This window comes from Amycolatopsis halotolerans (assembly GCF_042647905.1).
GTDB lineage: Bacteria > Actinomycetota > Actinomycetes > Mycobacteriales > Pseudonocardiaceae > Amycolatopsis > Amycolatopsis halotolerans.
Genome location: NZ_JBHRWI010000070.1, coordinates 172,632 through 196,792 on the forward strand (window position 1 = coordinate 172,632; position 24,161 = coordinate 196,792).

At 66.5% G+C, this 24,161-nt stretch carries 29 protein-coding genes and 1 pseudogene; 16 read left to right on the forward strand and 14 right to left on the reverse strand.

Translation table 11 applies throughout. The annotated features are described in order from the left end of the window. Positions 1–104: 104 nt before the first annotated feature. The 15 genes and pseudogenes from ACFORO_RS42360 to ACFORO_RS42430 all read left to right on the forward strand — a co-directional run bounded on the left by ACFORO_RS42360 (position 105) and on the right by ACFORO_RS42430 (position 10,779). Positions 105–827, forward strand: coding sequence for a CPBP family intramembrane glutamic endopeptidase (locus ACFORO_RS42360; RefSeq protein ID WP_354737594.1), 723 nt, complete (start codon positions 105–107; stop codon positions 825–827). A gap of 105 nt (positions 828–932) precedes the next feature. Continuing rightward, on the forward strand, positions 933–1,724 hold the full coding sequence (locus tag ACFORO_RS42365) for a CPBP family intramembrane glutamic endopeptidase (RefSeq protein ID WP_377870263.1): 792 nt from the start codon (positions 933–935) through the stop codon (positions 1,722–1,724). 190 nt (positions 1,725–1,914) lie between these two features. Then, on the forward strand, positions 1,915–2,358 hold the full coding sequence (gene rpsP, locus ACFORO_RS42370; protein WP_116205654.1) for a 30S ribosomal protein S16: 444 nt from the start codon (positions 1,915–1,917) through the stop codon (positions 2,356–2,358). Next, positions 2,355–2,594 carry an RNA-binding protein gene (locus tag ACFORO_RS42375; protein WP_003103110.1) on the forward strand — a complete coding sequence of 80 codons (240 nt, stop codon included), beginning with the start codon at positions 2,355–2,357 and terminating at the stop codon, positions 2,592–2,594. The genes rpsP and ACFORO_RS42375 overlap by 4 nt, the downstream gene beginning before the upstream one ends. Before the next feature lie 27 nt (positions 2,595–2,621). Further along, positions 2,622–3,137, forward strand: a complete 516-nt coding sequence (rimM, locus tag ACFORO_RS42380; RefSeq protein ID WP_354737589.1) for a ribosome maturation factor RimM — start codon at positions 2,622–2,624, stop codon at positions 3,135–3,137. Between the two features lie 10 nt (positions 3,138–3,147). Next, positions 3,148–3,855: a hypothetical protein gene (locus tag ACFORO_RS42385; RefSeq protein ID WP_377870262.1), complete on the forward strand. Its 708-nt coding sequence runs from the start codon at positions 3,148–3,150 to the stop codon at positions 3,853–3,855. Positions 3,856–3,859: 4 nt separating this feature from the next. Then, on the forward strand, positions 3,860–4,606 hold the full coding sequence (gene trmD / locus ACFORO_RS42390; RefSeq protein ID WP_377870261.1) for a tRNA (guanosine(37)-N1)-methyltransferase TrmD: 747 nt from the start codon (positions 3,860–3,862) through the stop codon (positions 4,604–4,606). 195 nt (positions 4,607–4,801) lie between these two features. Next, positions 4,802–5,170 carry a 50S ribosomal protein L19 gene (rplS, locus tag ACFORO_RS42395; RefSeq protein WP_067589193.1) on the forward strand — a complete coding sequence of 123 codons (369 nt, stop codon included), beginning with the start codon at positions 4,802–4,804 and terminating at the stop codon, positions 5,168–5,170. Between the two features lie 31 nt (positions 5,171–5,201). Further along, a complete protein-coding gene (gene lepB, locus ACFORO_RS42400; RefSeq protein WP_354737583.1) occupies positions 5,202–6,128 on the forward strand; it encodes a signal peptidase I in 927 nt (308 codons plus the stop codon). Between the two features lie 92 nt (positions 6,129–6,220). Beyond that, positions 6,221–7,009, forward strand: a complete 789-nt coding sequence (locus tag ACFORO_RS42405) for a ribonuclease HII (protein WP_377870417.1) — start codon at positions 6,221–6,223, stop codon at positions 7,007–7,009. Beyond that, positions 7,006–7,329 carry a DUF2469 domain-containing protein gene (locus tag ACFORO_RS42410; RefSeq protein ID WP_003096226.1) on the forward strand — a complete coding sequence of 108 codons (324 nt, stop codon included), beginning with the start codon at positions 7,006–7,008 and terminating at the stop codon, positions 7,327–7,329. The genes ACFORO_RS42405 and ACFORO_RS42410 overlap by 4 nt, the downstream gene beginning before the upstream one ends. 238 nt (positions 7,330–7,567) lie before the next feature. Then, on the forward strand, positions 7,568–7,948 hold the full coding sequence (locus tag ACFORO_RS42415; protein WP_377870416.1) for a YraN family protein: 381 nt from the start codon (positions 7,568–7,570) through the stop codon (positions 7,946–7,948). Continuing rightward, positions 7,948–8,886: pseudogene (locus ACFORO_RS42420) on the forward strand (YifB family Mg chelatase-like AAA ATPase); the annotation flags it as partial. The gene ACFORO_RS42415 and the pseudogene ACFORO_RS42420, both read left to right, overlap by 1 nt. A 16-nt stretch (positions 8,887–8,902) precedes the next feature. Then, entirely contained in the window at positions 8,903–10,477 is a 1,575-nt protein-coding gene (locus tag ACFORO_RS42425) for a recombinase family protein (protein WP_377870260.1), read from the forward strand. Then, a complete protein-coding gene (locus ACFORO_RS42430; RefSeq protein WP_377870259.1) occupies positions 10,474–10,779 on the forward strand; it encodes a recombinase family protein in 306 nt (101 codons plus the stop codon). Before ACFORO_RS42425 ends, ACFORO_RS42430 begins: the two co-directional genes overlap by 4 nt. Positions 10,780–10,841: 62 nt before the next feature. On the opposite strand, the gene ACFORO_RS42435 is transcribed toward ACFORO_RS42430, so the two are convergent. The 7 genes from ACFORO_RS42435 to ACFORO_RS42465 all read right to left on the reverse strand — a co-directional run bounded on the left by ACFORO_RS42435 (position 10,842) and on the right by ACFORO_RS42465 (position 16,689). Beyond that, a complete protein-coding gene (locus ACFORO_RS42435) occupies positions 10,842–11,000 on the reverse strand; it encodes a hypothetical protein (protein ID WP_377870258.1) in 159 nt (52 codons plus the stop codon). After that, positions 11,000–11,968, reverse strand: coding sequence for a glycoside hydrolase family 25 protein (locus ACFORO_RS42440; protein ID WP_377870257.1), 969 nt, complete (start codon positions 11,966–11,968; stop codon positions 11,000–11,002). Before ACFORO_RS42440 ends, ACFORO_RS42435 begins: the two co-directional genes overlap by 1 nt. Before the next feature lie 8 nt (positions 11,969–11,976). Beyond that, the gene (locus tag ACFORO_RS42445; protein ID WP_377870256.1) at positions 11,977–12,240 is read right to left on the reverse strand and encodes a hypothetical protein; all 264 of its coding nucleotides are present in this window, start codon (positions 12,238–12,240) and stop codon (positions 11,977–11,979) included. Positions 12,241–12,257: 17 nt separating this feature from the next. Continuing rightward, positions 12,258–12,500 (reverse strand): hypothetical protein, encoded by a 243-nt coding sequence (locus tag ACFORO_RS42450; RefSeq protein ID WP_377870255.1) that lies wholly within the window; start codon positions 12,498–12,500, stop codon positions 12,258–12,260. Positions 12,501–12,512: 12 nt separating this feature from the next. Further along, positions 12,513–13,331, reverse strand: a complete 819-nt coding sequence (locus ACFORO_RS42455; RefSeq protein ID WP_377870254.1) for a hypothetical protein — start codon at positions 13,329–13,331, stop codon at positions 12,513–12,515. 104 nt (positions 13,332–13,435) lie between these two features. Beyond that, positions 13,436–15,880 (reverse strand): hypothetical protein, encoded by a 2,445-nt coding sequence (locus ACFORO_RS42460; RefSeq protein WP_377870253.1) that lies wholly within the window; start codon positions 15,878–15,880, stop codon positions 13,436–13,438. Continuing rightward, positions 15,880–16,689, reverse strand: coding sequence for a hypothetical protein (locus ACFORO_RS42465; protein ID WP_377870252.1), 810 nt, complete (start codon positions 16,687–16,689; stop codon positions 15,880–15,882). The genes ACFORO_RS42460 and ACFORO_RS42465 overlap by 1 nt, the downstream gene beginning before the upstream one ends. Before the next feature lie 61 nt (positions 16,690–16,750). Between ACFORO_RS42465 and ACFORO_RS42470 the strand changes: the two genes are divergently transcribed. Further along, positions 16,751–17,134: a hypothetical protein gene (locus ACFORO_RS42470; RefSeq protein ID WP_377870251.1), complete on the forward strand. Its 384-nt coding sequence runs from the start codon at positions 16,751–16,753 to the stop codon at positions 17,132–17,134. Here ACFORO_RS42470 and ACFORO_RS42475 read toward each other — a convergent pair whose 3' ends face one another. The 7 genes from ACFORO_RS42475 to ACFORO_RS42505 all read right to left on the reverse strand — a co-directional run bounded on the left by ACFORO_RS42475 (position 17,135) and on the right by ACFORO_RS42505 (position 23,940). After that, complete coding sequence (locus ACFORO_RS42475; RefSeq protein ID WP_377870250.1) at positions 17,135–20,590, reverse strand: hypothetical protein; 3,456 nt, start codon at positions 20,588–20,590, stop codon at positions 17,135–17,137. Positions 20,591–20,957: 367 nt separating this feature from the next. After that, the gene (locus tag ACFORO_RS42480) at positions 20,958–21,482 is read right to left on the reverse strand and encodes a hypothetical protein (RefSeq protein ID WP_377870249.1); all 525 of its coding nucleotides are present in this window, start codon (positions 21,480–21,482) and stop codon (positions 20,958–20,960) included. A gap of 79 nt (positions 21,483–21,561) precedes the next feature. Continuing rightward, a complete protein-coding gene (locus tag ACFORO_RS42485; protein ID WP_377870248.1) occupies positions 21,562–22,050 on the reverse strand; it encodes a phage tail tube protein in 489 nt (162 codons plus the stop codon). Positions 22,051–22,248: 198 nt separating this feature from the next. Next, a complete protein-coding gene (gene gp17 / locus ACFORO_RS42490; RefSeq protein WP_377870247.1) occupies positions 22,249–22,647 on the reverse strand; it encodes a tail completion protein gp17 in 399 nt (132 codons plus the stop codon). Then, positions 22,647–23,015, reverse strand: a complete 369-nt coding sequence (locus tag ACFORO_RS42495; protein ID WP_377870246.1) for a hypothetical protein — start codon at positions 23,013–23,015, stop codon at positions 22,647–22,649. Before ACFORO_RS42495 ends, gp17 begins: the two co-directional genes overlap by 1 nt. After that, positions 23,012–23,413 (reverse strand): DUF6093 family protein, encoded by a 402-nt coding sequence (locus ACFORO_RS42500; RefSeq protein WP_377870245.1) that lies wholly within the window; start codon positions 23,411–23,413, stop codon positions 23,012–23,014. Before ACFORO_RS42500 ends, ACFORO_RS42495 begins: the two co-directional genes overlap by 4 nt. Further along, positions 23,410–23,940 (reverse strand): hypothetical protein, encoded by a 531-nt coding sequence (locus ACFORO_RS42505; RefSeq protein WP_377870244.1) that lies wholly within the window; start codon positions 23,938–23,940, stop codon positions 23,410–23,412. The genes ACFORO_RS42500 and ACFORO_RS42505 overlap by 4 nt, the downstream gene beginning before the upstream one ends. Between the last annotated feature and the right edge of the window lie 221 nt (positions 23,941–24,161).

A 24,161-nucleotide genomic window follows, 5' to 3' on the forward strand; every position in this document is an offset into this window, starting at 1 on the left:
GTTCCCCTCACGGACGCGAGCAACGAGCAGTGAGCCACGGCTACGAGCGAGTGCGACGCGACCCCGCCTCGATGCGCCACAGCACAGGCACATAGCGTGAACCCGTGGCCGAAGACGGTGGGGGAAAGCGAATTCTGGGCGCCCATTGGGCCTTTGCCGCGTTCTTCTTCGGAGTCGCCGGCTACTACCTCGTCACCCTCCTCACCGCGGCCGCGTTCAACCGCCACGTCGGCGACGACGACCCGGTCGAGGCATACGCGGGACCGTTGCTGCTGCTGGCCTTCCTGCCGAACCTGATCCTCGGCCTGGGCCCGGCGATCGCCTCCCTGCGCTACGGCTCCGGGCTCGAACGCGACTTCGGGCTCCGCACGAGAGGCCGCGACCTCCGCATCGGCCTTGCCTGCGGCCTGCTCGCCCTCGTTGTCGGCTTCGTGCTGAACGCCGCCGAAATCGCCGTATTCGGCGGCGACGAGGTGTCCGACAGCCCGCTCACCGACCTGCCCGACGTGTCCGGCGGCAGCCCGGTCTGGCTCGTCACGACCGCGCTCGTGCTGGTGATCGCCGTCCCGCTCACCGAGGAACTGCTGCTGCGCGGGGCACTGTGGAACGCGCTGGCGCACTACAAGATCCCGCCGTGGGTGGTGCTCGTGCTCACCTCGCTGGTGTTCGCACTGCTGCACGGCGAGACCACGCGCACGATCGCGCTGTTCGGCCAGGGCCTCGTCCTCGGGCTGGCGCGGCATTACTCCGGCCGGACCTCGGCGAGCGTGCTCGCGCACGCGGCCAACAACCTGCCGCCCGCCGTCCTGCTCTTCACCGGGCACTGAGCGCGGGCGGGAAAACGCGGAAACCGGTGACCGGTCGAGTACTGTGCGAAACCATTTCGGCCGCTAGGCTCGACCGGTGAGCAGAGCGAGCACGGGGAGGCGGGCGTGACCACATCACAGCCCCGTGAACCCCTCCCCAGTGCGCTCTCCCCGGAGGACTTCGTGGCCGAACCGACCGCGTTCCCGCCACATCGCTGGGGATTCGGGGCGTTCCTGCTGGTCGAGGCGGTGTTGCTGGCGTCGGCCGCGTTCATCGGCGCGCTCGCCGGGCCGACGGCTCCCGGCCGGCCGCTGCCGATCAGCACGGTGCTGCTCGGCACGATGCTGCCCACCATGATCGCCGCCGGCGTCGCGGTGCTGGTCACCGTCGTCCGCGGCAACGGCCCGAAGCTCGACCTGCGGCTCGAATGGCGCTGGGCGGACGTCTGGACCGGGCTCAAATTCGGCATGCTCGGCCTCGTGCTCACCTCGCTGAGCGCCTACGTGTGGACCGAGCTGGTCGGCTCGGCGGACGCGACGTCGGCGATCAGCGCGCTGGTCGACGACCGCAAGATGTCCGTGCCCGCCGCCGCGGTGATGTTCGGCTACCTGTGGCTGCTCGGGCCGATCTGCGAGGAGATCATCTACCGCGGCCTGCTCTGGGGCGCGGTGGAACGGCTGCAGTGGCGCAGCGAGCGGTGGGGCCGCTTCGCCGCGTTCCTGCTCTCGACCGCGGTGTTCGCGGCCAGCCACCTGGAACCGCTGCGCACCACGCTCCTGCTGGTGATCTCGATCCCGATCGGGCTGGCCCGGCTGTCCACCGGGAGGCTGGCGGGCAGCATCGTCGCGCACGCGGTCAACAACTTCCTGCCCGCGGTCGCGATCCTGCTCGGGGCGCTCGGGCTCGCGTCGTTCTGACGCTGGTCGCGCACGCGTAACCGGGGCCTTGTGCGGGCTCGGCGACGGGCGTCTGGCAGAATGTTCGCTTGCCCGCTTCCGCCGGACCCTCTCGCCGTGTGGAAGCTCCTGACCTCCGGGCACCGCGAGCCTGTCCCCACGGGTTCCGCGCGCGCCCTGCACCACACAGCACTGAGGAGTACCCACACCCGTGGCCGTCAAGATCAAGCTGCAGCGCCTCGGCAAGATCCGTGCGCCGTACTACCGCATCATCATCGCCGACGCGCGCACCCGCCGGGACGGCAAGGCCATCGAGACGATCGGCAAGTACCACCCGAAGGAAGAGCCGAGCTTCATCGAGGTCGACACCGAGCGGGCGCAGTACTGGCTGGGCGTCGGCGCGCAGCCGACCGAGCCGGTCCAGCGCATCCTCGAGATCACCGGCGACTGGCAGAAGTTCAAGGGCCTGCCGGGCGCCGAGGGCACCCTGAAGGTGGCCGAGCCGAAGCCGTCCAAGCAGGACCTGTTCAACGCGGCGCTGGCCGCGGCCGGCGAGGAGCCCTCCACCGAGGCCACCACGCCGAAGAAGAAGTCGGCCCCGAAGAAGGCCGAGGCCGAGAAGGCAGAAGCCGCTGAGGGCGAGAAGTCCGAGTGAGCTTCCTCGCCGACTCCCTCGAGCACCTGGTGCGCGGGATCGTCGACAACCCGGACGAGGTCCGGGTCGAGCTGCTGACCACGCGTCGTGGCCGCACGCTCGAGGTGCACGTCCACCCCGACGATCTCGGCAAGGTGATCGGCCGGGGCGGGCGCACCGCGACCGCTCTGCGCACCGTGATGGGCGGCATCGGCGGCCGCGGCGTCCGCGTGGACGTCGTCGACACCGATCGCTGACCCCGAGATTCTCGGAAACGGTCAGGTATGGACGTCGTAGTCGGCCGCATCGCGAAAGCGCACGGCATCCGCGGCGAGCTCGCGGTCGACGTGCGCACCGATTCGCCGCAGCAGCGGTTCGCGATCGGTGCGGTCGTCACGACGAAGCTGCGCGACGGCAGCACGAGAGAACTCACCATCGCAGCCGCCCGCGAACACAGCGGGCGGCTGCTGGTGCGTTTCGAGCAGGTGCTCACCCGCGATGTCGCGGAAACCCTGCGCGGAGCCCTGCTCCTGGCGGACACGGACACGCTGCCGCCCACCGGCGACCCGGAGGAGTTCTACGACCACGAGCTGGCCGGCCTGAGCGCCGAGCTGGCCGACGGGACGGTCGTGGGCAAGGTCGTCGAGGTGGTCCATTCGCCGGCCGGGGAACTGCTCGAACTCGATCACGACGGGCGCTCGGTGTTGGTACCTTTCGTCCGCGCCATCGTCCCGGTGGTGGATGTCGCTGGAGGCCGGGTCGTGCTCGATCCGCCCGAAGGCCTCCTCGACGCTGATTGAGGGGGAGTTCGTGAAGTTCTGGACGAAGGCTGTCTTCGCAGCCGTTCTGGCCACCGCTTTCGCCGCGCCGCCCGCGCAGGCCGCTTCGCCGGTGTACGGCGACTTTTCGCTGATGTTCCAGCGCAGCGCGGGCCAGTACGCGCCGCCGGGGGAGAAGGCGTTCCAGTGGGCTTGGTCGCCGCAGTCGGCCACCGAATCGCAGATCACCTGGGGCGACCCGGTCACGTGGCCGCCGGCGACCGCTGAGCACTTCGTCCGCTCGGGCGACTGGGTGCTGCTCGACGGCTGGGACGGCAACGGCACGTACTACTCGCAGCGGGTCACCGAAGAGTCCGCCTGCGACGGCGCGACGTGCACGCCGATCCCGTCCGACGGCGGCCGCCAGCACTACGTGCGCTGGACCGTTCCGTCCACCGACTACCGGCTCGTCGCGCGCGGCACGATCACCGAGAAGAGCTCGGGCAAGGTCGTCCATTTCGAACATCTGCAGACCTGGGGCGCGCCCGCTCCGTGCTCGAACGCCCGCTTCGGGGCGCGCACCTGCGTCACGCAGACCGAGACGTGGTCGGACGACAACGGGCTGCCCGCCGGGTCGCCGATCCGCCAGACCCTGCACCGCAGCATCAAGATCGCGCAGGGGCTCGGCATGGCCTTCGCGATCGACCAGGACGTCCCGAGCCCGTGGCACGCCGAGGCCACCGAGTACTGGAACTGGTAACCGCTTGCGCATCGACGTCGTCACCATTTTCCCCGAGTACCTGGACCCGCTGCGCGCCGCGCTGCTGGGCCGGGCGATCGACCGCGGCCTCATCGAGGTCGGCGTGCACGACCTGCGCGACTGGACCCACGACGTCCACCGCGCGGTCGACGACGCCCCGTACGGCGGCGGTCCCGGCATGGTCATGAAGCCGCAGATCTGGGGCCCGGCCCTGGACGACGTGTGCGGCGAAGGGACCCGGCTCGTGGTCCCGACCCCCGCGGGCAGGCCGTTCACCCAGGAGCTGGCGCATTCCTACGCCGAGGAAAAGCACCTGGTGTTCGCCTGCGGCCGCTACGAGGGCATCGACCAGCGGGTCGTGGACGACGCGGCCCGCCGGATGCCGGTCGACGAGGTCTCGATCGGCGACTACGTGCTGGTCGGCGGCGAGGCCGCGGTGCTGGTGATCGTCGAGGCCGTGGTCCGGCTGCTGCCGGGCGTGCTCGGCAACGCGCGGTCGGCGGCCGAGGACTCGTTCTCCGACGGCCTGCTCGAGGGTCCCAGCTACACCCGCCCGGAGGTGTGGCGCGACCTGGCGGTGCCGGACGTGCTGCGCTCGGGCAACCACGCGCTCATCGACCGCTGGCGGCGCGACCAGGCGCTCGAACGGACGGCGTCGCGTCGCCCCGACCTGCTGGCCCAACTGCCGGAAGGCAGCCTGGACAAGCGGGACCGCGCGGTGCTCGAAGGGCTGGACGACCAGCCCGGATAGGCCCCGTGCGAGGTCCCCGGGGGCCTCTGCCATAATGGATTGGTTGGCGTGACGCGTAGTACTTGACAAGCGCTCACAGCGGCTGTCAAGCCGCGACGCCAGCCGTGAATGCCATCAGCCCCGGGCTAGTCGCAGTGAACTCCACTGCGCGCTCAAGCTGTACGTAAGCCACACGAATACGAGGACGGACCACCGATGAACACCCTGGACGCGCTGGACGCGCAGTCACTGCGTTCCGACATCCCGGCCTTCCGCCCCGGCGACACGCTCAAGGTGCACGTCCGCGTCATCGAGGGCAACCGCGAGCGCAACCAGGTCTTCCAGGGCGTCGTGATCCGCCGGCACGGCGGCGGCGTCCGGGAGACCTTCACCGTCCGCAAGGTCTCGTTCGGCGTCGGCGTCGAGCGCACCTTCCCGGTGCACTCGCCGAACGTGGCCGAGATCGAGGTCTTCAAGCGCGGCGACGTGCGCCGGGCGAAGCTGTACTACCTGCGCGAGCTCCGCGGCAAGAAGGCCAAGATCAAGGAGCGCCGCGAGAACCGCGAGACCACCTCTGCCCGCTGAGTGGCGAGTCGGTTACCGGTAGCCTGGCGACGTGGTCGAACCTGTGTCGCGGAACGCCGATGAGGACGGCCCCGAACGCCCGGAGGAGGACCAGGAACGGTCCGGCGGGCGTCGGGGGTCGCACCGGCGAGGCAAGTCCTCGAAAAAGCGGTCGTTCTGGAAGGAACTGCCGATCCTGATCGTGATCGCCCTGGTGCTCACGATCGTGATCCAGGCGTTCCTGGCGAAGGTCTACATGATCCCCTCGGGATCGATGGAGGCCACGCTGCACGGCTGCCCCGGCTGCACCGGCGACCGGATCCTGGTCGACCGCGTCACCTACGACTTCACCGACCCCTCCCCGGGGGACGTGATCGTGTTCAAGGGCCCGCCCGCGTGGACCGAGAACGAGATCGCGCCGCAGGAGTCGAGCAACATCGTCGTGCGCGCGCTGCGCGGTCTCGGTTCGCTGGTCGGCTTCGCGCCGCCGGACGAGCGGGACTTCGTCAAGCGCGTCATCGCCACCGGCGGCCAGACCGTCCAGTGCTGCGACGACCGCAACCGGGTGATAGTCGACGGCAAGGCCCTCGACGAGCCCTACATCCACTGGGAAGACAAGAACCACCCCGTTCAGGAGTCGTTCGCCCCGGTGAAGGTCCCGCAGGGCGCGCTCTGGGTGATGGGCGACAACCGCAACAACTCCGCCGACTCGCGCTACCAGGGCGGCGGCGGGCCCAACGGTGCCGTTCCCGTGGATGACGTCATCGGCAAGGCCCGCATCATCGTGCTGCCGCCGAGCCGCTGGGGCGGGATCTCGGACCACAATCCGCAGCAGAACGCTCAGCCGGTCGCGCTCGGCGCTCCCGCGTGGCAGCAAGGGCTGCCGCTCGGCATCGGCTTCGCCACCGCGGTGCCGACGCTCTTCGTCGGACGCCGGTTGAAGGCAGGCCTCCGCAAGGCGGCCGGCCGGAGACGGTAAGCGGTGCGCTCCGTCCGCGACTTCCGGGTGGTGCTTCGGTGACTCTCCCTCCTCCCCGCACTCCGGCGGAACCGCTGCGTCCGCCGCGCGCTGTGGTGCGCGGCGAGCTGTTCTGGGGTTTGCAAGGCGCTCTCGAACGACGTGGCCTCGGCCCGGTCGCCGGTGTCGACGAAGCTGGTGCCGGAGCCTGCGCAGGCCCGCTCGTAGTGGCTTCCTGCGTGCTCCGTCCGGGCGACGGTGCGCGATTGCCCGAGCTGACCGATTCGAAGATGCTCACCGCGAAAGCCCGGGACCGGGTGTACGACCGGGTCCTGCAACGCGCGCTCGACTACTCGGTGATCGTCATCCCTTCCGAGCAGGTGGACCTGTTCGGCATCCGGGTGATGAACCTGGAAGGCATGCGCCGCGCCGTCGCCGGCCTGCGCACCCATCCCGGGTACGTCCTCACCGACGGCTTTCCGATTCCCGGCATCCCCGCGCCGAATGTCGCGGTGATCAAGGGGGACCGCAGCGTCGCGAGCATCGCGGCGGCGTCGGTCCTGGCGAAGGTGACGAGGGACCGGATCATGGCCGGCCTGCACGAAGAGTTGCCGGCGTACGGCTTCGACGTGCACAAGGGCTACAGCACCTCGGACCATCTGGCTGCGCTGAGTGAGCACGGCCCGAGCCCGGTGCACCGCTGGTCCTACACGAATGTCGCCACCGTTGCCCTCGCGCACGGACTCACTGCCCCGCATCCGGTCGTGCTCACCTACGCTGCACTGGAGAATGCCCTGGAAAAAGCGGGCGGGCCGGTCCGTGCCCCGGGCCGCTCGGTGGGTAAGAATGAACGCTCCGCCGCCGGAGCAGGACGAACGCGAGGAGGGGCGCGGATTTCATGAGCGCAGAGGATCTCGAGAAGTACGAGACCGAGATGGAGCTCTCGCTGTACCGCGAGTACCGCGACATAGTGGGCCAGTTCTCGTACGTGGTGGAGACCGAGCGGCGGTTCTACCTGGCCAACGCAGTGGACGTGCAGGTGCGCGACGGCGGCGGCGAGGTGTACTTCGAGGTGCGCATGTCGGACGCCTGGGTGTGGGACATGTACCGCCCCGCCCGGTTCGTGAAGCACGTCCGGGTCATCACCTTCAAGGACGTCAACGTCGAGGAACTCGACAAACCCGACCTGCGGCTCCCCGAGGACGGCCCGTTCTCAGGCTGACCCCCGCTTCACCCACGAGGCCACCCGGCACCTGCCCGGGTGGCCTTCGTCGTCTCCGCCCCCGCACACCGCCCCGACAATTCCGCCGCGGTGTGCCTTCGCGGACCGGCCTCGATCCACAACCCCCCGGTTATCCACAGCTGACCGAAATCCCCCTGGCGCGGCTTCCGATCACGTTGCGATCGTGAAAGCACACGCACCGTGACCGACGGTGCTCACGCTGTCCGAGGGGGACACCATGAACGACGGCCCGCACCCCGGCGCGGCCTGGCGCCGGACGTTCGGCCGCTGGGGCGAGGACCTCGCCGCCCGGCACCTGCAGGCCGCCGGGATGGTCCTGCTCAGCCGGAACTGGCACTGCCGCGAAGGCGAACTGGACCTCGTCCTGTCCGAGGGCGACCGGGTGATCTTCTGCGAGGTCAAAACCCGCTCCAGCACCGAATACGGCAGCCCAGCCGAGTCGGTGACTCCCGAGAAGATCGACCGCGTCCACCGGGCCGCCATGCGCTGGCTGAAAGAGCATCGAGTCGGCTGGTGCCGCATCCGCTACGACGTAGTGACCGTCTACGCCCCAGCCGGCGAAGACCCGGTCGTGCGCCACCTGGTGGGAGCTTTCTGATGCCCCACGCCAAAACCTGGTCCGTCGCGCTGCTGGGCATAGAAGGCCGAGTAGTGGAAATCGAAGCCGACCTAGGCGGCGGCCTCAGCCGAGTCACCCTGGTAGGCCTTCCCGACGCCGGCCTGCGCGAGGCAAAAGACCGAGTCCGCTCCGCCGTCCGCAACTCCGGCCAATCCTGGCCGGACGGCAAAATCACGCTGGCCCTGTCGCCCGCCAACCTGCCCAAAATGGGCTCCGGCTACGACCTGGGCATCGCCGCCGCCGTCCTGGCCGCCATCGGCGCCGTCCCAGCCCGGAAACTCCTGCACACCATCCTCCTGGGAGAACTGGCCCTGGACGGCAGAATCCGCCCCGTCCGAGGCGTCCTCCCCGGCCTGCTGGCAGCCAAAGCCGCAGGCCACGAACGAGCCGTAGTACCCACGGAATCGTTGGTAGAAGCCGCCCTAGTGGACGGCCTGGAAGTCTCCGGCGTAACCCGCCTAGCCGAACTGATCGCCTGGCTAAAAGACGAAGCCGACCTAGAACCACCCGCCGCGCCGGTTCCGGCTGCCCCGATGGCAGTCCCCGACCTAGCCGACGTAGTAGGCCAACCGGAAGCCCGCTGGGCCCTGGAAGTAGCCGCAGCGGGCGGCCACCACCTCCTGCTGACCGGCCCGCCCGGGGTAGGCAAAAGCATGCTGGCCAAACGCCTCCCCGGCCTGCTCCCGGATTTGTCCCCGGCTGAATCCCTGGAAGTAACCGCCATCCACTCAGTAGACGGCTCCCTGTCGAAGTCATCGCCCCTGGTCACCGTCCCGCCCTTCGTCGCCCCACACCACTCGATCAGCCCACCAGCCCTCATCGGCGGAGGCACCGGCCTGGCGGCTCCAGGTGCCATCAGCCGCGCCCACCGAGGCGTCCTTTTCCTGGACGAGTCCAGAGAGCTGAATTCACACCGGAGGTATCGTGGTCAACATGACCCGCGTCTTGATCGTAGTCCGTCTGTCGAACCTGACAGACGAGACGACGAGCCCTGAACGTCAGCTAGGGGTCTGCGAGCGCTATTGCGCGGATCGTGACTGGACCGTAGTGGGGGTCGCCGAAGACCTAGACGTCTCGGCTAGCACTACGTCGCCGTTCGAGCGGCCGAGCCTCAAGAAGTGGCTGGATCGAGCGGACGAATACGACGTCATTGTCTTCTGGCGGGTCGATCGCCTGGTCCGTCGAGTGGTCCATCTGGCACAGATGATTGAGTGGTCCGAGCGGAACAGCGTCAACCTGATATCCGCGACCGAAGCTCACTTCGACCTGTCCACCTCGATCGGGCAGGCGTTGGCGATCTTCGTAGGCGTGTTCGCTCAGATGGAGTCTGACGCAACGTCCGAGCGGACCACGCAGACCTTTGCGCACAACATCCGGGCGGGCAAATACCGGGGCGGCTACCCGCCCTTCGGGTACCGCCCGGAGAAGGTCGACGGCGAGTGGAGGTACGTACACGACCCGGTTACCTCGGAACTGGCTCGATCTCTCGTCACCCGGGTTCTCGACGGCGAATTGCCGACGACGATTTGCCGGGATCTCAATGAGCGCAAGGTGCCGACCCCGCAGGACCACTTCAGGGCGCAGCAGGGCAAGCCGACGACCGGGGCCCTGTGGAGGACCAGCAACCTCGTGCGCGCCCTGCAGTCGCCGACGCTGCTTGGTCATGTCGTTCTCTCGGAGTCCGAGAAGAAGGGCGGGAAGAAGGTCTACACGGACCGCTCAGTCCTCCGGGGCGACGACGGCGCACCCGTGGTGCGTTCTGCCCCTCTAATCGACGCTGGGACGTTCGCACGGCTACAGCAGGCCCTGTCTGACCGGGCGGGCCAACGGACGCCGTACAAGAAGTCCAGGGCGTTGCTTCTCCGCGTCCTGTACTGCGGGGTCTGCGGCGGTCGGATGTACCAGAACAAGGGGCGAGCCCACGTCTACTACCGGTGCGTCTCAGCGTCGCTGGGGACCGCGTGTGGCAACGCCTCGATCGAGGTCGGGCAGGCGGACGACTTCGTCACCGGCCAGCTTATGGACGACTTCGGCGACGTGCAGATGACGCGGAAGATCTTCGACCCGGGCGAAGATCACGCGGTTGAGCTGGCGGACTTGGAGGCGGAGCTCATCGACGTGGCTGGGCTCATCGGGACCGGGGCGTTCCGTTCGGGCCCGGCGCGAGTCAGGCTGGAGGTACGGGCGATGGCGCTGGAGGACCGGAGGCAGGCGCTTGCCGCGTTGCCTTACCGGCCCGCGGGTTACAGGTTCGAGGCAACCGGCAAGACGTTCCGCGAGCACTGGGACTCATTGACAGGGCAAGGAAAAAACATGTTCCTCCGGGAACACTCGGTTCGCGCGGAAGCGCGGAAGCCAGAGGGGGAGGGGCTTTCATTGAGCGTGACGTTTGGGGAACTGCCGGAGTTAATTCGGGCGATCAATCCCGACTTGGCACCGCGCATTAAAGACGGCATGTCTTACCATGAAGTGCAAGCGGTCCTCGGGTCGACGGGTGGCGCGGAATGACAACCTACGGGTACGCGCGGGACACCGGTTCACCGCTGGCGACGGCCTACTTTTTCCGGCTCAGGAGAGCGCTGGAGGCCGTGGGATGCACGGAGATATTCTCCGAAGTGGACGTACGGTCAACCGGGATGCCAGGCCCCGAGTTCCGGCGGCTTGTCGACATGGTGCAGCGCGGTGACAAAGTGGTCATTCCAGACGCCACAAGGCTAACGCGGAAGCCTGAGACGCTGGACTTCATCGTCGGCGCGCTCAACGATTTGGGCGTAGGGGTCGAGTTCTTGCAAGCCCACTGGATGATCTGACCGCGCTGAAACGACGAAAAGCCCCCTCCCGGCCATGACGGCTAGGAGGGGGCTTCTTTGCGTTACGGGGTGTTCTTCGGCGCGACGCACGCGCCTACGGCTGCGAGCACGCCAGTGATGACGGTTGCCCACGCGGCCGGGAGACCGGGGACGAGGGTAGTAATCGGGACAGAGGTCAGAGCGCCGACGATCGCGCCGACGAGCTTGGAGTACTTGGACATCACGCGCACCACGCAGTGAACTCGTGATCTGCCGCGTACCGAAGACTCACGGTGCGGATGCCGCTGGGGAGCCCCACCGGACCCGGCTTGTCCGGGTCAATGTAGTTGGCGATCTTGATTTCCTTGTACTGCGGGCTGGCACCGGTGTCACAGATGCCCGTGACGCCAAGGATCTTGACCCGGCGGCCGTAGTGGGTGCCGATGAACAAACCCCCCTTCCCGTTGCACGGAACCGAGACAAAGTCGTCGCCCGTAAGGGTTCCGTGTCCGTCCGGCTCACAAGTGGCCTTAGCCTGTACTGCCATGTCGTCATCCTCGGTTTCTTGGGTGAGCGGGGCGGCGGAGCCGCCGATGAGCGCTGCGAGCTGCGCGCGCGTGCCGCGGAACGCGGAGGCGTCCAGCGGGGCGTAGCCGCCGATACGGGCGGAGCTGGTGAACTGGAGTAGGCCGACTTCCGCTCCGCCGTAGCCGTTCCAGTAGGACGCTGGAACCTGCGACCACTCGCTAGAGAGCGTGCCGACGAGGTTGTCTGGGTAGCGGCTGGACCAGAGCGGCGGAAGGCCGGCGAGCGAAGGGGAACCGAGCTGCTGCCAGTACCACCGCGGGATGTACACGAACGGAGTGCGGTACCCCTCCGCCTGGAGAAGGCGGAGAATCTCGCGAGTCAGCACGACGTTTCCGCCGTTGGCTTCTACGTCCATGATGACCGCGACGTCGCGCGGGACAACGGCCTTGATCTTTGCTACGTGCTGCGCGGCGCTCGCATTGGCGCGCTGGTACCAGTAGGCGGCAATCAGTTGTCCGGCGTCGCGCGCTTCTTGGAGGTTCGAGGCGAAGTCAGGGTCTACAAAGGACGAACCCTCGCCCGCCTTCAAGATTGCCAGCTCGCAACCGTCCGCGCGGGTGCGTGCGAGACTCAGCGACTTGTCTTGGTGGTGGCTGATGTCAACCGCGAAAGTGATGTCCACGGGACTCCTTAGGGCTTGACGATTGGCAAGACGACCGCGGCGATAGCGATAACCGTGGTAAGCACGAACATCGCGTTTGCCCGACGTAGCGCCCGTCCGGATTCGTCGTCGGCCTTCAGCTCATCGACTTCTTTGCGAAGCTGGGTGATCTCGGCACGGTGGGAAACGAGTTCTTCCGCGTGCCCGTCGAGCTTCTTTGAAATGCCGTCCACGGCCTCGAACAATCGGCGCAGCCAGTAGCTGGGTTCGTCTGGGAACTGGGGGAGAGTCACGTTGGTGTCCGTTCGTGTCAAGGCGTAGTGCCGTAGCCCTGGAGAAAATCGGATTCCGATGGGAAATCCGCGCGGGTTGCACCGCGGACAAAGTGAGCCCCGATCGGGAACGGCCCCCAGTACATTTCGCCCTGAGCGCCGTAGTACATGCCTGCGTCGGTGGTCCAGGTGTCTACGCCGAGGAACTCGGCGAGTTCCGGGAGGTTAGTGCCGTCCCACACCTCAAACCAGTTCAGCGGATAGCAAGGCGTCTTAGCCATTCGTGCTCTTTCTTAGGCTCGGTTGACGGTCACCTGGCACCAGTTGCGGGTACTCTTGGCCAAGGTTCCGGGAGTATTGGAAATGCCGCGCATGTACACGGTGGTTGCACCGGTTCGCGAGGTCGTATCGGTTACCTGGGGGATCTGGAACGCGGTCCAGGATTCCGGCATATAGCCCACGTCGAAAATGAAGGACGGCGTGTTGGTGGCTGCGCCCACCACAAACGAAATGTACCCGTATCGGGCCGTAGTGCCGCCGAATTGGATCGGGAAACCCGCGTTCATCGTGAGGGTGTACGCGTACCCCGGGTCGGGAATGGTCACGGTGTAGCACGTGACGTAGCTGGAGTAAGCGTTGAAAGCGCCGACGCCGAGTGTGACGTCCGTAGTCGAGGTCGCCCCCGCCCACGCCCCGGTGTAGAGCTTCGGGGCGACGCCGCGGGATTCGAGCGTGGAAACCCGCGAACCGAGCGCGCTGTTTCCGATGGTCCCGTCCTGCGTCACCGCGATCCGGGCGTCGTTGCCCTGGGCGATCGTGTTGGCCGCGGTGCCGTAGACCGGGGAAATCGTGCGGTTGGCGGAGAGGTCCCCGCCGCCCTGAAGGCCGGCCGAGGTCGCCACGGTGCGCGTGGTCGGGACCTTGCCCGACTCCACTGCGGACACTCGGGAACCGAGCGCCGCGTTTCCCGTTGTGCCGTCAAGGGTTCGGCCCTCAAGAACAATGGCGCGGGTGTTCAAATCGTTGAGGTTGTCCACAGTGGGATAGCCGTACGCCTCCCGGGAAACCTCGGGCCGGTCTACGGCCGTGTGGTCAATTGCCTTCCACGTCACTGGGTTCCTCCGGGTAAGGCCGACCCGGGATAAGCAGGTATCCCGGGTCGCCGTAGGTTTCTGGGGGTTGCGGGTCGCCCGGAGCTAGCTCCGCGGCAGCGGTATCAGGCATTCCAATTCGATTCCCATCCCTGGAGTACCGAGTCCCACAGAGCCGAACCGGGCGCAGCAAGGACGATCAAAGTCAGCGAGTCGCGGAAGCCCGCGGTAGAAAGCGTCGTGTCGATACCGACGATTTGCGCCGTGATGGTGCCGGTCAGCGTTGCGTCTCCGGTCAGCCCGATGACGTCGAACAGTTCGCGCGAAGGATCGTGTGGGAGCGTGATATTCGAGATCTGGATAAGCCCGTGCGTGTACGAGGTCACGAGGTTGAGCGCGAGCGCGGCGCACGACGCGTACGTCTGCCGCCAATCGGACTCGGGGAGCTTGTACGACTTGGTGCCGTAAATATCCGCGTCGGCTTGGGCTGTCTGCGTCTTCTGGATTAGCTGGACGTCGGAGTACTGCCGCCCGGCTACGCGGATGCTGGCTTGCTGCCCGCCCGCGTACGACCCGATGAAGACGGCTTCAGTGGTGTTTCCCTGCCCGAACAACGTAAAGCCGCGCTGTCCGTCGTACCCGCGAACGTTGAACGCCCAGCCGGGCCAAGCGGCTTGGCTGTTGTCCGATTGCTTGACGGCCGAAGCCGTCGAGAGCCGGACGTCCACGATGTCGGTGTTGGACGGGGGCGTGACGCCGACGGTCGAGAGCTTCTGGACAACCGCGGTGACGTTCGACAGCGGGTACGACGTGTTCCAGGACTGGTTAATCCCGGTCGGGTAGTCAAGCGCGCCTTGCGACCGCCACACGACGGTTTCAACCGCGTTGCGGAAGCGACCGGGCACGGTCACTGAGTTTCGCTTGGTGTCTGCCCGCGGAGTCAGCTCGATCTCACCGACTACGGAATCGTCGTACTGCGGGGTGTTCGGGCCGATCGAGTTGGACGCGGTCGCGGAGATTGTTGCCCGCGAGGCGACGTGAACCGTGCCGTTGCAATCCATCCAGAGCCCGCCGTACTCCGCGCCTACCTGTTCTTTCAGCGACTCCCACGCGCCGACCGAATGGACATCGGGAATCCAGGACAGCTCAGTCAGCGACCGGGTTAGCTGGACCATCGGGAAACCGTTGGGCAGCTTCGGCAACGTGATCTGCGAGGGCTGGACGAACCGGGCCGCACCGACTGAAGTCGGTGCCGACCAGATGGAAACGTGGTGCGACGGAAGCGAACCGACGAACCGGGCGAGGTTCGTACGGGCGTCGTCCGGATAGCCGCCTGAGCCCGACGCCGCGAAGTCCAACGTGTTCGCGGTGCCGCCCGTTGACGTCGGGGACACGGTGACGCCGTCGATCTGGATCGTGATGGCGATCGTGGTGGACAGGTCGAACACCGCGGCGTAGTGGTGCCAGCCGGCGGTGAGCGCCTTGGTGGACCGGTCCGCGCGGCGGAACGTCGGACTACCGCTAGCGGGCTGACCGGAGACCGCGGCAGCGGCCATAGAGCCATCCTGTCCGACCGCGAGCGCGAGCCGCATCCGGTTGTCCTGCTGGTTGACGTTGTCCAAGAGGTTCGTCTTTTCCAGGTACAGCAGGACATTCGACACGGTACCGGCGTCGCCGGTGGGGCTTACTTTGAACCAGCCGGACAGCCCGACAGATGTCGGAGTGTTGCCGGGGTTGGCCGACGTCGGGGCGACGATCGCGCTCTTGGTGGTGCACAAGGCGGTTGAAACGTCGCCCGGGGTGAGCGCGGTTCCCCAACCGAACGGCGCAGTGCCCTCGTAGAACTCCGGCTCGAACGCGGGCAGGTTGACGAACGGACCGGTTGCCCAGCCGTCCACCAGGCGGCCGACAGACGGCAGAAGCGAACCGGACATAGACCAGTGCGCCTGAGCGTCCGTGCGAATCGGCGGGGCGATCAGACGGCCCGCCTGGCGCAACGTTTCCTCCCAGCACCAGGACAGCAGAATGGAGCGCGCGGCCTTGGCGTTGCCGGAATCCCAAGTCGCGTAGGGGGAGTTGGTCCCGACGGCCCACAGGGGGAGCGTGACGTTGTCGTCCGAGATGTCGAGGTGATCGTTGGCAACGAGGGTTACCGTCCGCGCCTTGCGGCGCACGGTGAACTCCCGAACGAAGCCAGAGAAGATCCGCTGTTCCTGTGCGCCCGCCGAGGTAGCGAAGACCGCGAACGCCTCGATACGGCGATTCGTCAAGTCCTTGCCGTACAGGGGAGAGGTCGGCCCGGCGAACAGTTCGTACGCAGTGAAGCCGTCCCCGCCACCGAGTTCGAGCGTCAGTTCCCCGCTGCTGTAACCGTTTCCGCCTGCGTTGAGGTCTTCCGGGGAATACGTCGACGTGCCGCGGTTGAGCTTGACACTGGCCACCATCGAAGTGATGTCGGACTCCGGGTGGTCGTACTGGCCTGTGCCATTCCAGTCGCACACCACGCGGACCGATGGGGAGCGTTCGAGGCTGTCAACCGCCGCGCGGAAAGATGCGGGCAGGGTGAGCATTAGACCTCCGAGATGGTGACCGCGTTATCGCGGTAGGGCCATAGAAAAGAAGAGCGGTCCATTGAGGACACGTAGACCCGACAGACTCCGCCGCCCGGCCGCCACGGGGTAGCGGTCGCGCCCGCCTCAAGCTGAAGCGCCGCGGCCTGGAGCGTCGCGCCGACGGGCACAGAGAACATCGGGACGAGTGCGCCGGAGGACGACGTAGCAGACACCGTGACCCGCGTCCACGCGGACGGAGTTCCCGTGCTGCCCGCGCCGATCACAGAGGTTCCATCGGAGAGCAGGACCGACGCGTTCGCCGATGCCTTGACGTACACAGAAAACGTGTGGACGACGGGCCGCACCGGAACGGACGGAGACGACAGGATCTGTGTCGAGCCGGAGGCGTTCACCGACGTGAGCTGGTTCCGGTGACCCGGCATGACTGCGAACGGCGCAGCCGCGGCGACGATGTCCGCGCTGAGCCCGGGTGCCGAAGTCGTGAACGGATTCCGCCCGGGGGCGGATCCGGTCGTGGCGACAATGGGGGAGAGAAGATTGGTAGTCAGCGGGTCCACCAGATAAAGCGGACCGGCGAGAGCGCCGGAGAGCGCCATGGTGAGCATCGATTCCAGGTCCTCCGTCAGGCCCTTGTAATCGAGTTTCCAGGATCGCTTAGTGCCGAATCGCTCGACCGTCGCCGTTCCGTCAATGGACGAATTGACCGCCTGTACCGGAATGATGTCCGGGGTAACGGACTCCGCCAGCGGGATAGCCGTAAGCGCCCCTGCCGGGCCGAGGTAGTACGGGTGGTACGGAGCCGTCACGGCTATCTCCTCGTGATGGATGCGGGGTAACGTCTCCGGGCGGGAGTGCGAAGGGGGAGACATGGAACGAGTGCGCGTGCGGGCGCTGGCTGGCCTGGCGGCCGGCGCGGTGATGTTCGGCGGGACGGCCGTCATGGTCGTGGCGACGCTGATTGCCGCCCCGGGCAAACCGGCAACGGTCGAGGCCGTAGCGACCGGGCGGGACTACCAGGGGTATGCCGAGGCAAACGAGTTGCTGCGCCCCGGCTTCGGCGAGTACAGCGCCGCAATCGTCAACTCGGCCGGTTTCGCCGACGAGATGTGCGCGAGCATCAAGGGCACGGACAACCCGATCGGAGCGGCCCGCGGCTTGATGGCGGGCTATCACGTTGCCTACGACCGGCTCAGCGAGGCCGAGCTGTCGGGGATCGTAGGCAACGCGAAGGCGTTCGTTTGCTACCGCTGACTAGCGGACCGAGTTCAGCGCCGCGCCCCGGGTCTCGAGAGTCGAGATTCCGCGCGGGTCCAGGTTGATGGTCACCTGGGAGAATCCGGTCACCACTGCCGCCTGAAGCTGCGCGGAGAACGCTGCGAGCACCTGCGCCGGGACGTCGCTCGACCCCGAGGACTGCATTGGGATCACGATCCGCGGTGCCATCGAGCCCACCCACGCCCGGCCGCTGGTGACGTCCGACTGTAGGGCCGGGTCCGCCATGGCTTGCGCCAGGATCGCCCGGGAGCGAGCGGACCCGTTCGCGGGGATGTAGTACTCCGGATACCGGAGGTTGTCGCCCACGATGCGCCACGTGGCCGGGGCGACCCGCTGAGCGATGGGGCTCATCGGGCTGAGCTGCTGCCCGCTCGCGAGCCCGAGCACGCCACCGGACGCCATCGGCACGGCGACACCGCCCGCGGCGAAGTCCGCCCGGTTGGCTCCGCGCGGAAGCGTCGGAGCGCCGCGGACGTCGTACTTGACGGTAATCGTGGTGCTGCGCGGACGCGCGGCGTCGTTGATGGCGGCTTCAGCCGCGGCCGTGTGCGCGTCGAGGGTGGTCCATCCCCACGTGCCTTCGGCTGTCCGGACCCACGCCTGAACCTTCCCGGTAGCCGGGTCGATCCGGGTGTCTAGCGTGCTGTAGGCGTGGGTGCCGTCGGCTTGGCGAGTCCAGTACTGGAGCTTGCCGCTAGCCGGGTCTACCCGGCAGTCCAGGGTGGTGTACCCCGTGGTGCCGTTCGTGCGCTTCTGCCAGACAGTGACCGTCGTCTCCGCGGGTTCGTCTTCCGCCTGAATGTGCACGGTCCCGAACGTCGTGTCGATCGTCTTCTTGAAATCCGTAAGGCCCTTTCGGCCCTCGTCGGTATTCGCGAAAACCTGAAACTTCCCGTTCGGCAACTGGACGATTTGATACCCGAGGTCGAGCAACGTCTTCCGTGCGACGTCGGACATTACGTCAACCTGGATACCCTTGCTGTCCGGGAATTCCTTCAGCTTCCCGAGCAATCCCGAAAGCTCGGTTGAGGCGTCGTTATTGCCCTCTAGCCGGAGCTGAGTAACGATGTCCTTCGGGATCATCCCGTAGTGCTGGGTCAGGCTGCTGATTTGAGCTTCGGTGAGCCCGGCCGCCTTGAGCTGCTTAGCAAACTCGTCGTTCATCCCCGACAAGCGGGTCTGAATCTGGTCCGCCGGAACGCCCGCGTCCTGCCACGCCTGAGCCTGAGTCGCCCACGCGCGCGCCGTCTTCTGAACGGTGTCGTACAGCTTCGAGCCCGCTTCGGTTTGCGTCCGGATAGCGCCCGTGGCGTCTACAACGCCATCCTTGACCCCCTTGAGGTTCAGCCCCTTGAGGCTGGATTCAACCTCGCGGACAGCGTCGTTCCACCCCTTGGTGGCCTCTTCGACGCTCGGTGTCTCGCCGCGCAGCAGCCGAACCGCCAGGAGCAAGTCATTCGCCTTGGACGCTGCGTCTCCACCAGACTTGGCCAACGTGCCGAACGCGTCGGCCAGCGATCGAGTGGTCGTGTCCGCCGCTCGCTGTCCGTCGGAAAGCGTCTTGTGAGCGTCCGCCGCGCCTTGCATGGCAGCAGATTCCGCCCGCGCGGCGTCCGCGGCGTTCGCGAAGGTTCCGGCGTTGTCCTGCATGATGTTCAGCAGGTCCTGAGCGTTCTTCGCGGCGTTCGTCATGTGCTTCTCAGTCGAGCCGAGAGCCTGACCGTACGAGCCATAGGCGGCCTTGCCGGTGTCGGTACCGTCCCGGACGATCGCCTGAAGTGTCGCCTTCAGCTTGTCGCCGGCCGCCGCGTTGCCCAGGAACGCGTCCGTAAGCTGTTGTGCCCCTTGGGGGCCCGCGAGGTGGGTAACGTCCTGGATCAGGTTCCGGGTGCCTTCGTCCAAGACCTGGTACGCGCTGAGCGTCTTGACCGCAGAGGAACGCACGCTTTCGTCAATGACCCCGTTGGACGCCCGGAGGGCGTCGGTCAAGGTATTGACGCGGTTAGCTGCGTTCTGCGCGTTGAGCGCCATTTCCCTTTGGTGCTGGCCAAGGAGATCCAGGCCGACGCTAAGGATTCCGACCGCCAGAGCCGCCGGGTGCACCGCGCCGGAGGCGAGCCCACCAAGAGCGGACTTAGCCTGAGCGCTGGCTTTCGCGGTACCGGTCAGGTCGGTACCGGCCGCCCGGACCTTGTCGCCCAGTCCCCGCCACCCCTCGCCGATGTCGAGCCCGAACTTCGACGCGACCATAGCGGTAGAGGTGAGCGAACCGGCGAACTGCGTCACGCCGGAGGGCAGCAAGTTCAACACGGACACAACGCTATTGAGAATGGCGAGCATCCCGCTGGCAGACGAGGTGAAGCCGGAGAGGAACCCGGTTCCCGCCGCGCCCTGCTGAGTCAGCTTGATAAGCGCACTCGTGACGTTGTCCACCATGGCGCGGAGGTCGCCGAGCGGGCCGCCGCTGATGTTGGAAAGGTTGGCGAGCAAGGTGCCGAGACGGCCTAGGAGAAGCTGAACGACGCCACCGAGCTGGCTCATGCCCTGAGCCGAACTAACGGAACCGTTAGTCAGCTCAGAGAAAAAATCAGAGAGCCCGGAACCGGTCTGCGACAGCAGGGAAGCAAGACCTTCGACGGGCGGACCGGCCGCGGCCGTCGCCTTGGCGAACCCGGGCATCGCGTTCTCTGCAAGGTCGAGCACGCCCCGCGTCAGCGGAGCGACGTACGCAGTCGCGGTGCTCATGGAATTCTGAATGAGCGGGTTCACCCGCTCGAACGAATGCCCGATTTCGTCGATCGCGTCGGAAACCGGAGCCTCGAACTTCTGCCCGACGTCGTCGAACGACGATTCGATGTTGTTCACCATGCGGGTGAACTCGTTCGCGATATCGTCGTTCCGCGCGGCGAGGTAAACACCGAGTCCGGCGAACGCGGTAGCAATGCCGCCGATAGCAACGGCGGTGCCCGCCGCACCAATGGCAGCGGCGGCCGGGAGCCCGACAGAAAGCGCGGTGAACTTCAGCGCGTCGAACTGGGCATTGGCCCGCGAGGCGACGCGGTCTAGCTCGTCCCGGGTCTTCTTGCCGCCCTTTTGCTGTTCCTCGTACGACTTGCGGAGCGCTTCCTGGAACCGCTTCTCGGCCTGGGTCGAGTTCTCTAGCGCGGCGTCGAGCTTGCGGAGGTTGGTGTTGTGGTCCTCTTCGGCCGCGGCTAGCTGCGCCACGGTCGCCTTGGAGTTGTTGCGAACCTCTGCCAGCTTGGCTTCCGAAACCCGGGCCCGACCGGCGGCATCCTCGGCGGCGTCAATGGAGTTCTTAAGGTCGCGCTCCGCCTTTTCGAGGTCGCGGGTGACCTTCCCCGCTTCCTTCATTTTCGCGAAGTATTTAGCGATCTCCGCGTCGAGGATGACCTTTACTGTCCGGTCGGTCATTCGTGCTACTCCTTCAAGTGAACCGGCCAGAACATGAGCGCGCTTCGTTGCGGGGCATCGGCGTACGCCTCTTGCTGCTTGCCCAGGGCGTCACACCGGTGGCAACGGTGGGGCAGGTCGGCTTCGTATTTGCCTTCGTTGCCCGGGTCCGTGGTTTCCGGGATGAACCCGCCGCAACCACGACACGTAAGAGCCTCGTATTCGAGGAAAGCCTTGACCAGGGAACGGTCTTCGTTCGTCCACTCGGGACTACGAGTAGTGACCGAGCGGACCAGCCGACCGGATTTGTTGTACTCGTACTCGGTGACCTCGGCCGGTTCCTCGCCCGCGTAGCGCGAGGGCGAGATACCGAGTCGTACAGCCGCTTCTACTTCTCGTCTGAGCCGGGCATCAGTCGAGAGGCGGCCTGGCTGAAAACCGGGCCGTCCGCGTCCTTGCGGTTGAGGTTCCACGCAGCATCGGCCAAGAGGTCGAACTGTTTGGACGTCAACACATCCAGGAACGCGTCAAGCTGACCGCCGTCGAGTTCCGGCGACACCATGGATTCCCGTACCAGGGCCTCAAACATGCTGTCTGTGTTAAAGCCCATGATCTGGTCCGCGGGGCGATCCTTGCGCGGGGCGTTGTCGGCAACCAGCTTGAGCCACGGCTTACGGGTCAGCGCGCGGAAACGCACCTCAACGGTACTCTCCGTCATCTCAGCCTCAAGCGCCTTGATTCGCCGTGCCAGCTCCATATCCGCGTCTGACGGCGCGAGGGTTTCGCCCGCGGCCTGGTGCGCGGAAAGCTCGCGGTCGAGCGTTTCCCATTCGGACTGAAGGTCACTTCGGAGACACAGACGAACGGTGGTCTCAGGCAGCTTTGCCGCGGCCAAAAGGCTGTCAATACTCATTGGTCTTCTCTCGACTCGGGCTCGACTCGGAGGGGGAATGCGCCCGCCCGGGAGTCGAGGACCAGGCGGGCGCAAGCAATCACGCCCCGGCGACGACCGCGGCGTCATACGCCGGGGGAGCGGAGACAAACCACTTGCTCGCGAACTTCACAGCGTTGTTCGCTTCCGGCTTCTGGAGCTTCCGCTCACCAGCCGCACCCGGGAAGATGACGGGCTTGTCGCCGACCGCAAAAGCGGTCTTGGACGCAACGCCATACCGGATGACGAGATAACCCTTGGTGCCACGCAGAAGCGTGGACCACGCCTTGTCTTCCGCGACGTCGGTCTTCCGAACGCACGTCAGCTCGACACCGTAAGTCGCCCGGCCCGGGGCCTCGGCATTGCTGGTGTCGCAGAGCTTCGGGATCGAAATCTTCTCCTCGTCCACTGAGACGTCAAGGCCATCCGCGGTGATGAGGCAGGAAAGGTCAACGCCCGCGTTGAGCTCCGCAACGGTCGGCGCGGACGGGTCCGCAACGGTCGGAACGAACTGCACGCGGATCTGACCATCGGTGAGCATGTCAGACATAGGTCATTCACTTTCTTTTCTGCGGGGTCGCGCGGCTTTCCGGGGGAAAGCGGCGGGCTTAGGGCTGTCGGGAACGGGGCCGTCCACGGCAACCCATCCCTCGATATGGCCGAGTTCTAGTGCCGCTTTGGGAAGGGCAGCAATGTGCCCGGTCTCCGGACAGCGGGCACGAACGAAATCGCTGCCCATGGTTTCCTTTCAGTCCGCAAAAGAAGAGAAGTGGTACGTGTCAACCGCGTACATCGGATGCAAATCCGTGTTCGGGTTGGTGACCTCTTCCTGTGCGCGGACGGGAATCGCGGTCTCATGATCGATGCGGGTGCACACGCGGCCGGGCACGGCCGGGGCAACGTCGATTAGCTTTTTCCTCGCGGCGTCGGCGACAATCGCGACGCCTGTAGGCGACTCAGCAACCGAGGTGATCTGAAACCGGAACTCGGCGCGGTCGGACGAGCCCTCAAGTTTCGTAGCCGTCTCGGTGCCCGTGTCGAAATAGACGACCCGATACGGGTACGTCGGCTTGGGCGGCACCTGACCGTCGTAGAACGGAAGCGGCGCGAGAAGCGCGCGGATGGCGTCGTGGTGTTCGAGGATCATTAGAGGATGTCCTCCGCGACGTCGGCTAGAGCCCGCTCGAAACGCGGAGCCTCTTTGTCTAATGGCGGGTTGATGTTGAGAACACCGTTGGTGTCCTCCCGCCCGAAATACAGCAGGTTGCCAAGCGCACCCTGAATCAGGTCCTTGTCCGGGCCGATCTCCGCCCCGAGCCCGCCCTTGATCTCGCCATACGTGATCGACCGGGGGAAATGGCGATACGTCGGGTGGCCGGTCGCGTCGCGCCGCATGTCGTTCTTGATGTTCACCGCGCCCCGGCGGACGACCGGGGCGACATTTTTGCGGATGTCTTCCGCGGCTACGTCGAAATCTTCGGCGAGCTTTTCCACGTCGGACCAATCGACGCTCACCCGGTCACCTCTTCCACCTGTAGGCGGATAGCCGACTGAAGCGATTTCCGGTCGTCGGACTTGACCCGGAAAACCCTGCCGACGTTGTCCGACTCGATAGACGCGGTGATCCGGACGCGATGGTCCACGCTGATAGCCGCCGTGCCGTTGACCGGCACGTGAAGCTCAAGGCTTTCCAGCGTCCACAGGTGCTCGCCAGCGATCGGCGTCTGCGGGAAGCTGCCGCGCAGCCGCTGAATCTTGCACTTGCCCGCGTAGACCGGCGGGCCGTACGTCGGCGACACCGAGCCGTCCGGATTGGTGGTTCTCCCAGTGACGGCAACTACTTCGCACGTATCGGGCATCAGCGATTCAGCCGCGCGGCGAGCGCGGGCGACAAGCCCGCGGGTGTTCCTCATCGGAACCCCACGAACCCGGCCGCACTGCCGAAGCGCGCGCGGAGCCGGTTGCGGGTGGCGTCGGGGAGCTCGATAACCCCGGCCAGTCGGCCGGAAGCGGACGAGTTGTAACCCTCGCTGTAGTCGTCAATCCGAAGCTGCGTCAGGTCGCCCCGGGAGCTGTAGCCGCCGTCTTCGGCGTTCGCCATTGCCAGACCCACCAGTGAGCAAACCAAGTCCACGATGTCGGCGGGAACCGTTTCCAGACCACAGGTCTGGGTCACCGTGATGACGGACGGCTCACAACTGTGCGACCAGCCGAGCCGACGCCACAGACGGCCGTCAATCAGCTTGTAGTCCGTCACCGATACGCCGTCGATCGCCGCGGCGTCAACGGAAACGATCGGCTGAGCCGGGAGCGTGAGGTACTGCTCCGGCGTGCCCCCGCCGTCGAACGTGAACGTCCCGCGCGTGATCGGGACACCCGCGGCGTCCCGCACCGCCGCGGACACGGCGGTCAGAAAGGCGGCTGCGCCGTCGGTGCTCATCTTGCGGGCTTCGAGGTCTGCCGTGGTTGCCAAGTCAGGGAGCACGGCTCACCTCCGCTAGTTCTATTCGGTCTTGCGGGGACGGCCCGGCCGGCGCGGAGCGGGCTTGCCGCCCGGCGTCTCTGCGGGCGTTTCGTCTTCGGGCACAAGGGAGTAGCCCCGGGAGCCATCACCAACCAGACCGGTAGCGATGGCGTCCGGGACATCAACCACAAGCCCGT

Bases quoted from the DNA above. Each gene is read 5' to 3' on its own strand.
- ACFORO_RS42470 (WP_377870251.1), top strand. From the start codon at position 16,751: ATGGAACGAGTGCGCGTGCGGGCGCTGGCTGGCCTGGCGGCCGGCGCG.
- rplS (WP_067589193.1), top strand. From the start codon at position 4,802: ATGAACACCCTGGACGCGCTGGACGCGCAGTCACTGCGTTCCGACATC.
- ACFORO_RS42425 (WP_377870260.1), top strand. From the start codon at position 8,903: ATGACCCGCGTCTTGATCGTAGTCCGTCTGTCGAACCTGACAGACGAG.
- gp17 (WP_377870247.1), bottom strand. From the start codon at position 22,647: ATGATCCTCGAACACCACGACGCCATCCGCGCGCTTCTCGCGCCGCTT.
- ACFORO_RS42435 (WP_377870258.1), bottom strand. From the start codon at position 11,000: ATGTCCAAGTACTCCAAGCTCGTCGGCGCGATCGTCGGCGCTCTGACC.
- ACFORO_RS42485 (WP_377870248.1), bottom strand. From the start codon at position 22,050: ATGTCTGACATGCTCACCGATGGTCAGATCCGCGTGCAGTTCGTTCCG.
- ACFORO_RS42505 (WP_377870244.1), bottom strand. From the start codon at position 23,940: ATGAGCACCGACGGCGCAGCCGCCTTTCTGACCGCCGTGTCCGCGGCG.
- ACFORO_RS42475 (WP_377870250.1), bottom strand. From the start codon at position 20,590: ATGACCGACCGGACAGTAAAGGTCATCCTCGACGCGGAGATCGCTAAA.
- ACFORO_RS42410 (WP_003096226.1), top strand. From the start codon at position 7,006: ATGAGCGCAGAGGATCTCGAGAAGTACGAGACCGAGATGGAGCTCTCG.
- ACFORO_RS42480 (WP_377870249.1), bottom strand. From the start codon at position 21,482: ATGAGTATTGACAGCCTTTTGGCCGCGGCAAAGCTGCCTGAGACCACC.
- ACFORO_RS42450 (WP_377870255.1), bottom strand. From the start codon at position 12,500: ATGGCTAAGACGCCTTGCTATCCGCTGAACTGGTTTGAGGTGTGGGAC.
- ACFORO_RS42500 (WP_377870245.1), bottom strand. From the start codon at position 23,413: ATGAGGAACACCCGCGGGCTTGTCGCCCGCGCTCGCCGCGCGGCTGAA.
- rimM (WP_354737589.1), top strand. From the start codon at position 2,622: ATGGACGTCGTAGTCGGCCGCATCGCGAAAGCGCACGGCATCCGCGGC.
- ACFORO_RS42430 (WP_377870259.1), top strand. From the start codon at position 10,474: ATGACAACCTACGGGTACGCGCGGGACACCGGTTCACCGCTGGCGACG.
- ACFORO_RS42415 (WP_377870416.1), top strand. From the start codon at position 7,568: ATGAACGACGGCCCGCACCCCGGCGCGGCCTGGCGCCGGACGTTCGGC.
- ACFORO_RS42460 (WP_377870253.1), bottom strand. From the start codon at position 15,880: ATGCTCACCCTGCCCGCATCTTTCCGCGCGGCGGTTGACAGCCTCGAA.